The 13,112-nt window shown below is 71.7% G+C and carries 11 protein-coding genes; 8 read left to right on the top strand and 3 right to left on the bottom strand.

Annotated features, from left to right (window positions below):
* Positions 1 to 46: 46 nt before the first annotated feature.
* Both murJ and ACERMF_RS07735 read right to left on the bottom strand, forming a co-directional pair.
* The gene (gene murJ, locus ACERMF_RS07740; RefSeq protein ID WP_373668478.1) at positions 47 to 1,741 is read right to left on the bottom strand and encodes a murein biosynthesis integral membrane protein MurJ; all 1,695 of its coding nucleotides are present in this window, start codon (positions 1,739 to 1,741) and stop codon (positions 47 to 49) included.
* Complete coding sequence (locus ACERMF_RS07735; RefSeq protein ID WP_373668477.1) at positions 1,738 to 2,616, bottom strand: 5'-3' exonuclease H3TH domain-containing protein; 879 nt, start codon at positions 2,614 to 2,616, stop codon at positions 1,738 to 1,740. The genes murJ and ACERMF_RS07735 overlap by 4 nt, the downstream gene beginning before the upstream one ends.
* Positions 2,617 to 2,738: 122 nt before the next feature.
* Between ACERMF_RS07735 and aat the strand changes: the two genes are divergently transcribed.
* From aat to ACERMF_RS07695, 8 genes are all read left to right on the top strand, one after another.
* Complete coding sequence (gene aat, locus ACERMF_RS07730; RefSeq protein ID WP_373668476.1) at positions 2,739 to 3,584, top strand: leucyl/phenylalanyl-tRNA--protein transferase; 846 nt, start codon at positions 2,739 to 2,741, stop codon at positions 3,582 to 3,584.
* Between the two features lie 174 nt (positions 3,585 to 3,758).
* On the top strand, positions 3,759 to 5,063 hold the full coding sequence (gene ahcY / locus ACERMF_RS07725) for an adenosylhomocysteinase (RefSeq protein WP_373668816.1): 1,305 nt from the start codon (positions 3,759 to 3,761) through the stop codon (positions 5,061 to 5,063).
* A gap of 116 nt (positions 5,064 to 5,179) precedes the next feature.
* Positions 5,180 to 6,085, top strand: a complete 906-nt coding sequence (locus tag ACERMF_RS07720; protein WP_373668475.1) for a hypothetical protein — start codon at positions 5,180 to 5,182, stop codon at positions 6,083 to 6,085.
* 237 nt (positions 6,086 to 6,322) lie between these two features.
* Complete coding sequence (locus ACERMF_RS07715; protein WP_373668474.1) at positions 6,323 to 7,468, top strand: BMP family protein; 1,146 nt, start codon at positions 6,323 to 6,325, stop codon at positions 7,466 to 7,468.
* 146 nt (positions 7,469 to 7,614) lie between these two features.
* Positions 7,615 to 9,144, top strand: a complete 1,530-nt coding sequence (locus ACERMF_RS07710; RefSeq protein WP_373668473.1) for an ABC transporter ATP-binding protein — start codon at positions 7,615 to 7,617, stop codon at positions 9,142 to 9,144.
* Entirely contained in the window at positions 9,141 to 10,442 is a 1,302-nt protein-coding gene (locus ACERMF_RS07705) for an ABC transporter permease (RefSeq protein ID WP_373668472.1), read from the top strand. Before ACERMF_RS07710 ends, ACERMF_RS07705 begins: the two co-directional genes overlap by 4 nt.
* Entirely contained in the window at positions 10,439 to 11,725 is a 1,287-nt protein-coding gene (locus ACERMF_RS07700; RefSeq protein WP_373668471.1) for an ABC transporter permease, read from the top strand. Before ACERMF_RS07705 ends, ACERMF_RS07700 begins: the two co-directional genes overlap by 4 nt.
* Positions 11,722 to 11,901 (top strand): hypothetical protein, encoded by a 180-nt coding sequence (locus ACERMF_RS07695; RefSeq protein WP_373668470.1) that lies wholly within the window; start codon positions 11,722 to 11,724, stop codon positions 11,899 to 11,901. The genes ACERMF_RS07700 and ACERMF_RS07695 overlap by 4 nt, the downstream gene beginning before the upstream one ends.
* Positions 11,902 to 11,915: 14 nt before the next feature.
* Here ACERMF_RS07695 and ACERMF_RS07690 read toward each other — a convergent pair whose 3' ends face one another.
* A complete protein-coding gene (locus ACERMF_RS07690; RefSeq protein ID WP_373668815.1) occupies positions 11,916 to 13,079 on the bottom strand; it encodes a pyridoxal phosphate-dependent aminotransferase in 1,164 nt (387 codons plus the stop codon).
* Between the last annotated feature and the right edge of the window lie 33 nt (positions 13,080 to 13,112).

Raw genomic sequence — 13,112 nt, 5'->3', positions numbered from 1 at the left:
GCCGTCGTGCGCGCGCGGCGTCGCCGGACGGCACCATACCGGCGCCTCACCGCCGGACGAGGCGCTCCAGGCGACCCGTCAGCTCGCGGGCCTCGGGGACGCCGACCAGCCGGGCCGAGGCCAGGTACGCGACGCCGATGGCGGCGAGTGCGAGCAGGCCCTCGAAGGTCGCGGGCCAGGCCAACGCATCGAGCAACGGACGCATCGCGAGCGCCACCACCGCGGCGACGACGGCCGCCAGCGCGATGCGGCCCGCATGCGGGCCACCGAGCCGCACGCGTCCGAACACGATGCGCAGTCGGATGCGGAGCAGCAGCAACTCGAACCAGGCGCCGACGGCCGCGCCGAACGCGAGCCCCGCGGCGCCGAGCCGGAACAGGCTTCCGTCCGCTTCCCGTAGCGCCTCGGGGGCGGGCTGCCAGGCCAGTTCGCCTGCCAGCGCGAAGCCCTCGGAGGTGAGCTGGAAGGCGTCGACCGGGAACATGATCGCGATGCCGACCGCCAGCGAGACGACGACCCGTAGGACGGCGTAGATCGCCGGTGTCCGGGTGTCCCCGACGCCGTACAGCGACGACTGCAGCAGGCGCGAACTGGTCGAGGCGAGCATGCCGAGGCTGTACACGGCGAGGATGAACCCGACCTGCGCCGACGCGTCCGCGCCGAAGTTGCCGCGCTGGAACACGACCGCGACGACGAGGTCGCCCGCGAGCACGAAGGCGACCGTGCTGGGAACCACGAAGAACGCGACACGGCCGAGGCCGGCGTCCACCCGCTCGACCACCAGCGCGCGGTCACGATGGTCGAGGGTGGACAGCGTCGGCAGCTCGGCGGCGGCGATCGCCATGCCGAACAGGCTGATGGGCAGCAGATACAGGATCTGGGCGAAGCCGAGCGCGGCCATCGCTCCTGCGGCGAGCAGGGACGCCACCATGACGTCGACGTAGGCGGCGAGTTGGACGCCGCCGCGACCGGCGACCACCTGCCCGAAGCGGCGCACGACCTCGCGCACCCCGGGCACGGCCAGCGACGTCGACAGCCGCAGGTCCTTCGTCAGGCGGAGCACGCTCGGCAGTTGAACCGCGAACTGCAGCACCGACCCGATGACCGCGCCCCAGGCGAAGGCCTGTGCGATCGTCAGCTCGTCGGAGGTGGACAGGCCGACCGCGACGAGCAGGACGATGATGGCGGCGTTCCAGGCCACGGGAGCGACGTAGGACAGGAAGAACCGCCGGTGGGCATTGAGCACGCCGAGACACCAGGCGGAGAGCACCAGCAGGCCGACGCCCGGGGTGAAGATGCGCACGAGCGTGACCGTGAGCTCGAAATGGTCGCTGCCGTCGCTCCAGCCGGGGGTCACCACCCGGGCGATCGGCCGCGCGAACACGGTTCCGGCCAGGACCAGGACGCTGGTGACGACCATCAGCAGACCGGCGACCGCGCCGGCGAGTCGCCCCGCCTCCTCCTCGCGCCCCTCGGACACCAGCTTCGCGTACGCCGGGATGAACGACGCCGACAGGACCCCTTCGCCGAGCAGGTTCTGCATCAGATTGGGGATCTTGAGCGCGGCGCGAAGCGCGTCGGCGCCGACGCCGGTGCCGAGGAAGGCGGCGGTGGCCGACTCGCGTACCAGGCCGGCGATGCGCGAGAGCAGGATCCCCGCGCCGACCAGGGTCGAACTGCGGCGGAGGTCGTCGGCCTGCTCGGGCGGGACGTCCTCGTGCGGCTCGGAGGGTTCGCTCACGCCGACCACGACGCGGGACGTCCGCGCAGGGAGTCGGAGTCGACCTCGTCGCACCACGCCGACCACGCCTCGCGGTCGGCGCCGCGCCAACGCAGGTCGTCGAGCGACACCGCGAGGTCCAGGTCGGTGACCAGCGTGGCCAACTCGCGGTACAGCAGCGCCTCGTCGCGCCTCTCGACCAGCGTGGCGGCCAGGCGCGATGCCCCGCGTACGTCGACGTCCCAGGTGGCGCCGTCGGCCGGGATGTCCTCGAGGTGGCCGTACCGGGTCAGCACCGCGGCCGCGCCGACCTTGCCGAACCCCTTCAGCCCCGGGATGCTGTCCGCGGTGTCGCCGACCAGGGCGAGCAGGTCGGGCACCGAGGCCGGCGGGACACCCAGGCGTTCGCGCACCCCGGCCTCGTCGTAGAGCTTGTCGCGCAGCCGGTCGACCTGCACGATGCGATCGCCACGGACCACCTGGCCGAGGTCCTTGTCCGGCGTCAGGATCCGGACCTGCTCGACCTCGTCGACGAACCGCAGGGCCGCGGCGCCGAGCGCGTCGTCCGCCTCCTGCTCGCGCATCGAGAACACCGTCACCCCGAGCGCCCGGACCGCCGCCTCGACGCCGTCGAACTGCGCGAGCAGGGACTCGTCGACGCCGGTGCTGTCCTTGTAGGCCGGGAAGCGGACGTTGCGCCAGCTCTCGATCGGGTTGTCGAACGCGACCGCGAGATGGGTCACCTGCTCGTCGCCGTCCTCGAGCAGCTGCAGCAGGCCGTTGACCAGCCCCACGGTCGCCTTGACGTCGCGACCGTGCACGTCGGTGCGGTCGGGACGTTTCGAGAAGTGGGCGCGGAACAGCTCGTAGGTGCCGTCCACGAGGTGCAGTCGCACGCCGATGTCCTCCCTCGCAAGGCCGCGAACGGTAGTCGGCCTGCGGCGTCGGTCCGCGTCGTTGGCACCCACCGACGTACCGCCCGGCTGCTAGCGTCGCCCGGACCGGTGTCGGGGGCAGCATGGCGGGAGCGCACAGCGGGGACCGCGCCGGTGAGCGGCGCTGGCTCGGGCGGCGCGCCGGCAGCGGCGCCGAGGCCGGTCTGGCCCGGGCGCCGCAGGCGGTGCCCGCCTCGGCATGGGTCCTTCCGGACCCGCACGAGGCCGACGAGGACGGGGTCGTCGGCGTCGGCGCGGACCTCGCGCCAGGAACGCTGGTGGACGCCTACCGACGCGGCATCTTTCCCTGGCCGCACCCGGGCGTCCCGCTGCCGTGGTTCTCGCCGGACCCGCGTGGGGTGCTGCCGGTCGGCGCGTTCCACGTCAGCCGGTCGTTGCGCCGCCGGCTGCGCACGTGCGGCTGGACGACGACGGTGGACGCCTCGTTTCCGGCCGTGGTCGCGGCATGTGGCGAGGCCCGCGGTGAGGGCGGCACCTGGATCACCGGTGCGATGGCACGCGCCTACACCCGACTGCACGAACTCGGCTGGGCGCACAGCCTCGAGGTCTGGGACGCCGGACGTCTGGTCGGCGGCGTCTACGGCGTCCAGGTCGGTGGGGTCTTCACCGGCGAGTCGATGTTCCACCGCGTCGCCGACGCCTCGAAGGTCGCCTTGCTCGACCTGCTGCACCGGTTCGCTGCGGCAGGCGGCGTGCTGCTCGACGTGCAGCTCACGACCCCTCATCTCGAGGGGCTCGGTGCCCGCGACGTCGCCCGCGACCGGTTCCTCGAGCGCCTCCACGCGGTCGCCGACGACGACGTGCGCCTGCCCACCGCGGAACTGCCCGTCGCACGGCTTCTGGGGCACCGCGCCGACGGTCCAGGCGCGGCGGTGGCGCGCAGCGGGCCCGGTGGGGCACACTCGTAGTCCGAGGCGGTCGAGTCCGACCCTCCCTCCCGCGCTCCGCGCGACCCGGGAACGTCACGCCGACGTCCCGCGTGCCTGCCACCCGACCGCTGCCCCCGTCGGGTGTCGAGATCTTCAGGAGTATCCGTCGTGTCCGAATCCCTGCCGACCCCACCCGCGCCCGACAGCAGCGCCATCGAGCGCCGCTATCCCGACCGCGACTTCGAGGTGCGTGATCTCGATCTCGCCGAGTGGGGCCGCAAGGAGATCGGACTGGCCGAGTACGAGATGCCCGGCCTGATGGCGCTTCGCGAGCGCTACGCCGACGAGCAGCCCCTCGCCGGCGCCCGGATCGCGGGCTGCCTGCACATGACGGTCCAGACGGCCGTCCTGATCGAGACGCTGCAGGCCCTGGGCGCCGACGTGCGCTGGTCGTCCTGCAACATCTTCTCGACCCAGGACGAGGCCGCGGCGGCCGTCGCCGCCGCGGGCACGCCCGTCTTCGCATGGAAGGGCGAGACCGAGGAGGAGTACTGGTGGTGCATCGAGCAGTCCCTGGCGTGGCCGGACGGCTCGGGCCCGACGCTGCTGCTCGACGACGGCGGTGACCTGACCGGCTACGTCCACGACCACCGCCCCGACCTGCTGGGCGACATCGTCGGCGTCTCCGAGGAGACCACGACGGGCATCAAGACGCTGCGCAGCCTGCAGAAGCGCGGGCTGCTGCGCATGCCCGCCCTCAACGTCAACGACTCGGTCACCAAGTCCAAGTTCGACAACCTGTACGGCTGCCGCGAATCGCTCATCGACGGGCTCAAGCGCGGCACCGACGTGATGATCGCCGGCAAGGTCGCGGTCGTCGCCGGCTACGGGGACGTCGGCAAGGGCTGCGCCCAGGCGCTCGACGGCCTCGGCGCGACCGTGTACGTCACCGAGATCGACCCCATCAACGCCCTGCAGGCGGCGATGGAGGGCTACCGGGTCGTGCGCATGGAGGACGTCATCGGGGAGGCCGACATCGTGGTCACCGCGACGGGCAACATGAGCATCGTGACCCGCGACCACGTCCTGCAGATGAAGGATCACGCGATCCTGTGCAACATCGGGCACTTCGACACCGAGATCGAGACGTCGGCGCTGCGCGAGTACGAATGGACCAACATCAAGCCGCAGGTCGACCTCGTACACCTGCCGAGCGGCAACAGCGTGATTCTGCTGTCCGAGGGGCGCCTGGTGAACCTCGGCAACGCGACCGGCCACAGCTCGTTCGTGATGTCGACGTCGTTCACCAACCAGGTGCTGGCCCAGATCGAGCTGTGGCGCAACAGCGGCGACTACAAGCACGAGGTCTACGTGCTGCCGAAGCGACTCGACGAGGAGGTGGCACGCCTGCACCTCGACAAGATCGGTGCGCGGCTGACCACGCTCTCCGCCGACCAGGCGGACTACCTCGGGGTGGACGTCGACGGCCCGTTCAAGGACGAGGCCTACCGCTACTGACGCGCGGTGCCCGGGCGCGTTCGACCGGCGCGCTCAAGGTCGGACCCCACCTGCCGATGATCTGGCCGGACCCGCTTCGTTCCGCGGGTCCGGCCAGCGTCGTGTCAGGAGTGGTCGTGAAGGTCCTCAGCGGTGTCCTCGCCCTGCTGGGCGTCGGCGTGCTCCTGGCCGTCGTCCTGGTCGGGGGAGGGGCCGTGCCGGCGCAGTTCGCCGCGGAGGTCTCGGCCGACGCGCCCGGAACCACCGGTGACGGCGACGATGCGGCCGAGGACGGTGCACTCGGCGTGACCGACCTGCTCGCCGAGCTCGGCGAACTCGAGGCCGCGCTGCCGCAGGATCCCGCGCCGAGCGGCGTCGAGTTCGACGACAGCGCCACCTGGGGCCGCCTCGAGGGCGACGCCGGCGCGACGCGCGCGGTCCTCGACCCCCTGGAGCCGAGGTTGCGCCGCCTGTTCGTGGCCGCCGACGACACCGACACCGAGCTCGGCGCCGCCGTCGCGCTCGTCGCCCGCGGCTGGCTCGACGTCTGGAGCGGGCTCGGTCCGCTGGCCGCCTGGGAGGCCCACGACCTCGAGTTCCCCAACGACACCGACGACCCCGACGGCGTCGCCACCGGTGCCGACGAGCTGCGCGGGGCCGCGGAGCGCGGGCTCGAGCAGGTCCTGGTCGGCCGTGGCCGCCTGCACACCGGCTACACCCAGCTCCGGGCCCTCGGGCCCGCCGAACCGGACCTGCAGGTCGCCCTGGACCTGCGTGCCGCCGCCGCCGACGACTTCGACGCCGAGGTCCGGCCGCTGGTGCTCAAGCTGTTGTCGCAGGCCACCCCGACCGTGCTGGTGACGACCGAACGGTTCGCCACCACCTCGCCCGGCTCGCAGGCCCGCGCGCGCAGCAGCACCGTGGTGTGCGTCGACCGCGAGGCACTGGCGAGCGCCGCCGGTCCGCTCACGCCCGAGCAGATCGACGCGCTCTCCGCCGCGACGCCGGCACGCGTCGACTGCCCGGCGCCGGCCCAGCCCTGATCGGACGCCGTCCCGGCGGTGTGGCCACCGCTGGCGACTGGGCGCGTTCGGCGCTCGGCGTCGGAAACCTGCAGCGATTCCTACGACGTGGGTAGTACGATCCGCCACGGCAGTCGCGGCCTCCGCCCGTTCCGGCCCGGTCGGGTCCACGAACTCGGCGCGGCGGTGCCTGCCTTCGTGATTCGACCCCGTTCGCCGGTATGAGACCCCTCCCGGCAGGGAAGGACAGGATTCTTCATGCAGAAGACCACCCGCCGCTTGTTCGCGGCTGCTCTCGCCGGAGCGCTCGCGCTCACGGCCTGTGGTGAGGCACCCGAGGAGGACACCCCCGAGGTCGCCGAACCCGAGGCTCCCGAGGGCGAGACCGACGGTGAGACCGACGGCGAAACCGACGGCGAGACCGACGAGCCCGCCGAGGAACCGGCCGAGGAGACCGACTTCCGTGGCTGCCTCGTCACCGACCAGGGCGGCGTGGACGACCAGTCGTTCAACCAGACCGCGTGGGAGGGCATGCAGCGTGCCGAGCAGGAGCTCGGAATCACCGCTGACGTGCTGGAGTCGACCTCCGAGGCCGACTTCGAGCCCAACATCCAGGAGTTCGTCAACCAGGAGTGCGACCTGATCGTGACGGTCGGCTTCCTGCTCGGCGAGGCAACCGAGGCCGCCGCACAGGCGAACCCGGACCAGAACTTCGCGATCGTGGACTACGCCTACGACGCCGACTACGACAACCTGCGTGAGCTCGTCTTCGGCACCGAGGAAGCCGCCTTCCTGGCCGGTTACGCGGCGGCCGGCACCACCGAGAGCGGCATCGTCGGCACCTACGGCGGTATCAACATCCCGCCGGTGACCGTGTTCATGGACGGCTTCCTGGCCGGCGTGCGCTACTACAACCAGGAGAACGGCACCGACGTCCAGGTCGAGGGCTGGGACGGCAGCGACGGCCTGTTCACCGGCAACTTCGAGTCGCAGGACGACGGCCGCAACTTCACCGACCAGCTGCTGCAGGCCGGTGCGGACATCATCATGCCCGTCGCCGGTCCGGTCGGCCTCGGCACTGCCGCAGCCATCGAGGACTTCGGGGAAGGCCTGATCGTCTGGGTCGACACCGACGGCTACGAGTCGACCCAGTACGGCTCGTTGATGCTGACCTCGGTCATGAAGAACATGGACGTCGCGGTGTTCGACAGCGTCCAGGCCGCGGTCGACGGCAACTGGGAGGGCGGCATCGTCGTCGGCACGCTCGAGAACGACGGCGTCGGCCTGGCCCCGTTCCACGACAACGAGGACCGGGTGCCCCAGGAGGTCCGTGACGCCATCGAGGAGCTCCGCCAGGGCATCATCGACGGCGAGATCTCGGTCGACCCGGCGGACTACCAGTAACACCCCGTGACCACGGGTGACGGTTCCGACCGTCACGAGCCGAGGGTGCCCGCGAGTCGCGGGCACCCTCGGCCGTCCTCACGGCCCGACGGGCGCTAGCGTCCCGGGCCACGCCAGCCGGCCACCGCCTCCTCGAGGAGACGCGCGTGCATCTCGAGCTCCGCGGCATCACCAAGCGGTTCCCGGGCGTCGTCGCCAACGACGCCGTCGACCTGGTCGTCGAACCCGGACAGGTCCACGGCCTGCTCGGCGAGAACGGCGCCGGCAAGTCGACGCTGATGAACATCCTCTACGGCCTGTACCGGGCCGACGAGGGCGAGATCCTCGTCGACGGAAAGACCCTCGACCTCGACGGACCCGGTGACGCGATCGCCGCCGGCATCGGCATGGTCCACCAACACTTCATGCTGGTCCCGGTGTTCACCGTCGCCGAGAACATCCTGCTGGGCGTCGAACACACCCGCCAGCTCGGAAGGCTCGACCGCGCCCGTGCCTCCCGCGAGGTGCGCGAGCTCGCGGAACGCTCCGGACTTCCCGTCGACCCCGACGCCGTCGTCGAGGACCTTCCGGTCGGCGTCCAGCAGCGGGTCGAGATCCTCAAGGCGCTCTACCGCGACGCCCGTCTGCTCATCCTCGACGAACCGACGGCCGTGCTCACACCCCAGGAGGCGGACGATCTGTTCGCGGCCATCCGCGGGTTCACCGCGGAGGGGCGCTCGGTCATCTTCATCTCGCACAAGCTGCGCGAGCACCGCGACATCGCCGACGAGATCAGCGTGCTGCGTCGCGGCAGGATCGTGGGGACGGCCGACCCGCGCACCGCGTCCGAACAGGACCTGGCCAACCTCATGGTCGGGCGTCCGGTCGAACTGGTCGTCGACAAGCCACCGGCGCAGCCCGAGGACGTCGTGCTCGACGTGCGCAACCTCGTGGTGCAGGACCTCGCCGGGACCACGCTGGTCGACGACGTGTCCCTCGAGGTGCGCCGCGGCGAGATCGTGGCCATCGCCGGGGTCGAGGGCAACGGCCAGACGCCGCTCGTGCGGGCGCTGACGGGCCTCGAGACGATCCTGTCGGGCGAGGTAACCGTCGCGGGGGAGCCGATCGCCGGACGAACACGCAAAGAAGTACTGCGCGGCGGCGTCGGCCACGTGCCCGAGGACCGGGGCCGCGACGGTCTGGTCGCGGACTTCAGCGTCGCCGAGAACCTCGTGCTCAACCTGTGGGACGCCGAGCCGTTTGCCAAGCACGCGACCCAGCAGTTCCGCGAGATCGACCGGCACGCCCGCCGGCTCGTCGAGGCCTACGACGTGCGCACCCCGTCGACCTCGACGCCGGCCGGAACGCTGTCGGGTGGCAACCAGCAGAAACTGGTCGTGGCCCGTGAGTTCGACCGCCCGATCGACCTGCTGGTCGCGTCGCAGCCGACCCGCGGCGTCGACGTCGGCTCCATCGAGTACATCCACCGCGAACTGGTCGCCAAGCGGGACAAGGGCACCGCGGTCGTGCTCGTCTCGTCCGAGCTCGACGAGGTGCTCGCCCTGGCCGACCGGGTCGCGGTGATGTTCCACGGCAAGCTGGTCGGGCCGTTCCCGATGCCCGTGAGCAAGGAGGCGGTCGGTCGCATGATGGCCGGCGCCGATCCCGACGAGGTCCTCAGCGGAGAACCACGATGACCGACCGACACGAGGACGGGCCCGCCGGGGAGCCGGCCGAGCACGGGGCGGTGACGCTCTCCGAGGAGGAGGTCGCCCGTCAGGAGATCGAGGCCGCCAAGGAACGCGAGGCCGCGACCCCCCACCTCGACCCGGGCGCCGGATTCGGCCAGCGGCTCGTGGCGGCGCTCACCGGTACGAGCGTGCTGGTGACGATCCTGTCGTTCGTCGCCGCCATCGTGATCGGCGGCGTGATCATCGCCCTGACCGAACCGTCCGTCCGCGAGACCTTCGGGTACTTCTTCGCCCGGCCCGGTGACGCCTTCCGGGCTTCGTGGGAGGTCGTGAGCGCGGCCTACCTGGCGCTGTTCCGCGGTTCGCTCGGTGGACGGGCGCAGATCTCCGAGACGTTGGTGTCGGCGACCCCGCTGATCCTGACCGGCCTCGCCGTCGCCGTGCCGCTGCGGGCGGGGTTGTTCAACATCGGTGCCGAGGGCCAGCTCATCGCCGGCGGCATGGTCGCCGGACTGGTCGGGTTCTCCGTCACCGGTCTGCCGCTGGTGCTCCACCTGCCGCTGGCCGCGGCCGCCGGCATCGCCGGCGGCTGGCTGTACGGCTGGCTGCCGGGTGCCCTCAAGGCCCGCACCGGAGCGCACGAGGTCATCTCGACCATCATGCTCAACAACATCGCCCGCCTGGTCAGCGCCTGGATGATCAGCACGGCGCTGTTCCGCCGGCCCGACCGGGCCGACCCGATCTCGAAGACCGTCGAGACCTCGGCGCAGTTCCCCCGCTTCCTCGACGGCCTGCGTGTCAACACCTCGCTGCTGATGGCGCTCGCGCTCGCCGTCTTCGTGTTCTGGCTCGTGGAACGCTCGACCCGTGGCTTCGAGCTCAACGCCGTCGGTCTCAACGCCGAGGCGGCGCGCACCGCCGGGATGAACCCCGATCGGACCGTCATCAGCGCGATGGCGACGGGCGGCGCCCTGGCCGGGGCCGCCGGCGCCGCGCTCATCCTCGGTCTCCAGCACCGCCTCACCATCGGGTTCTCGGCCGGACTCGGCTTCGACGGCATCACGGTCGCGCTCCTCGGTCGCGGTCGCATCGGCGGGACGGTCGCAGCCGGCCTGCTGTTCGGGGCGCTGCGTGCCGGTGGCCGGTCGATGCAGGCGCAGACCGGCACCTCGCTCGACCTCGTGCTGGTCATCCAGGCGCTGATCATCGTGTTCATCGCGGCGCCGGGCCTGGTCCGGGCCATCTTCCGCGTCAAGGCCGACGACCTCGCCACCGGGCAGGTCGCGAAGGGGTGGGGCTCGTGAGCACCGCGACCGACACGCACACGGTGGCCGCACCGTCCCTGGCCGAGCAGCGCCTGCGGCGCCGCAACCGCAACTTCGGCATCTTCTCGGTGCTGTGCGTCGCGGTGATGGGGCTGGTGTTCGCCCGCACGCCGCGCGGCGAGACGGCGACCTTCATCCTCAACGACGCCCGCGCGGGGCAGTTGTTCGAGCTGCCGAACCTGCGCGTCAGCGTCGTCCCGGTCGTGCTCGTCCTCGCCGGCGCGGTGCTGGCCATCGCGGTCCGGCAGTTCACCGCCGGCTTCGGCCGTCGCAGCGTGCTCGTGGTCGGCGTGGTCGCCGTGCTGTTCGTCGTCGCCTTCCTGTCGTGGGCGGCCGCCGGCGGCCAGCTCAACCTCGTCGGTCTGCTGCGCGCCACCGTCAGCCGCGCCACACCGATCGCGCTGGGCGCCCTGGCCGGCGTGCTGTGCGAGCGTGCCGGCGTGATCAACATCGCCATCGAGGGGCAGTTCCTCGCGGGCGCCTTCGCGGCCGCCGTGTTCGCCTCGCTCGCGACCAGCCCGTGGGTCGGGCTCGCCGGCGGCATCGCGGCCGGCGTCGTCGTCGCGCTCATGCTCGCGGGCCTGTCGATCCGCTTCAAGGCGGACCAGATCGTGGTCGGCGTGGTGTTGATCGTCCTGGTCACCGGGATGACCTCGTTCCTGACGACGCAGCTGCTCGTGCCCAACCCGCAGCTCAACTCGCCCACCCGCTTCCCGACGGTCACGGTGCCGTTCCTGAGCGACCTGCCGCTGATCGGGCCGGTGTTCTTCCGCCACTCCGTGCTGGTGTTCACCATGCTGGCCGCGGTGCTGGTCCTGCAGTACGCGCTGTTCCAGACCCGCTGGGGCCTGCGGCTGCGCTCGGTCGGCGAGCACCCCAAGGCGGCCGACACGGTCGGCATCAAGGTGCTGGCGACCCGCTACAAGGCCGTGCTGCTCGGTGGGGTCGCCGCCGGGATCGGCGGGGCCTACTTCACGCTGGACGCGACCGGGTCCTTCTCGCGCGAGATGACCGGCGGGCGCGGCTTCATCGCCCTGGCGGCCATGCTGGTCGGCCGCTACAGCCCCGTGGGCGCCTTCGGCGCCGCCCTGATCTTCGGGTTCGCCGAGGCGCTGGCCGTGTCGCTGCAGCTGCTGCGGGTGCCGGTGCCGTCCGAGGTGCTGCTCACCGCGCCCTACGTCGTCACCATCTTCGTCGTCGCCGGACTGATCGGGCGGCTCCGGGCACCGGCAGCCGACGGCCAGCCCTACGAGAAGGAATGACGACCAACTGGCTCGTCGCCGTCGTCGTGCTCGGCCTGCTGCTCTACGTCGGCATGGGACTGCGGACCGCGCTGCTGCTCCGCCGACAGGGCACACCCACGGTGACCGCCTGGCTGGCCGGCGTGCTCGCCTGGCCGCTGGTGCGCCGCATCGTGCGCGACGACGTCGACGGCTGAGTAGCGCTGGCCGGTCAGCCGGCCAGGAACTTCGCGATGCGGTCGATGCCCTCGGCGAGGTCGTCGTCACCGAGCGCGTACGACAGTCGGGCGTACCCCGGCGCGCCGAAGGCCTCGCCGGGCACCAGCGCGACCTTGGCCTCCTCGAGCAGGACCTCGGCGAGCTCGAGGGTGGTCTCGATGCGCCGACCGGCGAACGCGCCGCCGAGGACGCCCTCGAAGGAGGGGAACACGTAGAACGCGCCCTCGGGTTCGACGACCTCGACCCCGGGGATCTCCGAGAGGCGTTCGACGGCGAACCGTCGCCGACGGTCGAACGCCTCACGCATCGTCGCCACGGCGTCCTGCGGACCGGTGAGCGCCTCGATGGCGGCGTGCTGCGCGATGTTGGCGACGTTCGACGTGACCTGGCTCTGCAGCTTGTCGATGCCCTTCGCCACCTCGATGGGGGCGATCGACCAGCCGATCCGCCATCCCGTCATCGCGTAGGTCTTGGCGACGCCGTTGACCAGGACGGTGCGCTCGGCGGCCTCGGGTACGAGTGCCGGCAGCGAGGCGAAGCTGGCGTCCCCGTAGACCAGGTGCTGGTAGATCTCGTCGGTGATGACCCAGATCCCGTGCTCGGCCGCCCAGCGACCGACCGCCTCGATCTCGTCGCGCGGGTAGACCGCACCGGTGGGGTTGGAGGGCGAGACGAAGACCAGGGCCTTGGTGCGTGGCGTGCGGTGCCGTTCGAGCAGCTCGACGCCGGCACGGAACCCGGTGTCCTTGGTCGTCGGCACGGCGACCGGCGTGCCACCGGCCAGCTTGACCTGCTCCGGGTAGCTGACCCAGTACGGCGCGGGGACGAGCACCTCGTCACCAGGATCGACGAGTGTCATGAACACGTTGTACAGCGCGTGCTTGCCGCCGTTGGTGACCGTGATCTGCCCGGGGTCGACCTCGATGCCCGAGTCCTCGGCGGTCCGCCGGACGATCGCCTCCTTGAGGGCCGGCAGTCCGCCGGCGGGGGAGTAGCGGTGCGTGGCCGGGTCGGCGGCGGCACGCCGGGCCGCCTCGACGATGTTGGCGGGCGTGGGGAAGTCGGGCTCGCCGGCGCCGAAGCCGATGACCGGTTCCCCGGCGGCCTTCAGGGCCTTGGCCTTGGCGTCGACCGCCATGGTCGGTGACGCTTCCATCTCGGCGATGCGGCGGGAGAGGGCCACGGCAAG

This window comes from Egicoccus sp. AB-alg6-2, from assembly GCF_041821025.1.
Classification (GTDB): Bacteria; Actinomycetota; Nitriliruptoria; order Nitriliruptorales; family Nitriliruptoraceae; genus Egicoccus.
Note: the sequence above shows the minus strand (reverse complement) of the source record. Positions and strands in the feature narration are given on the sequence as shown.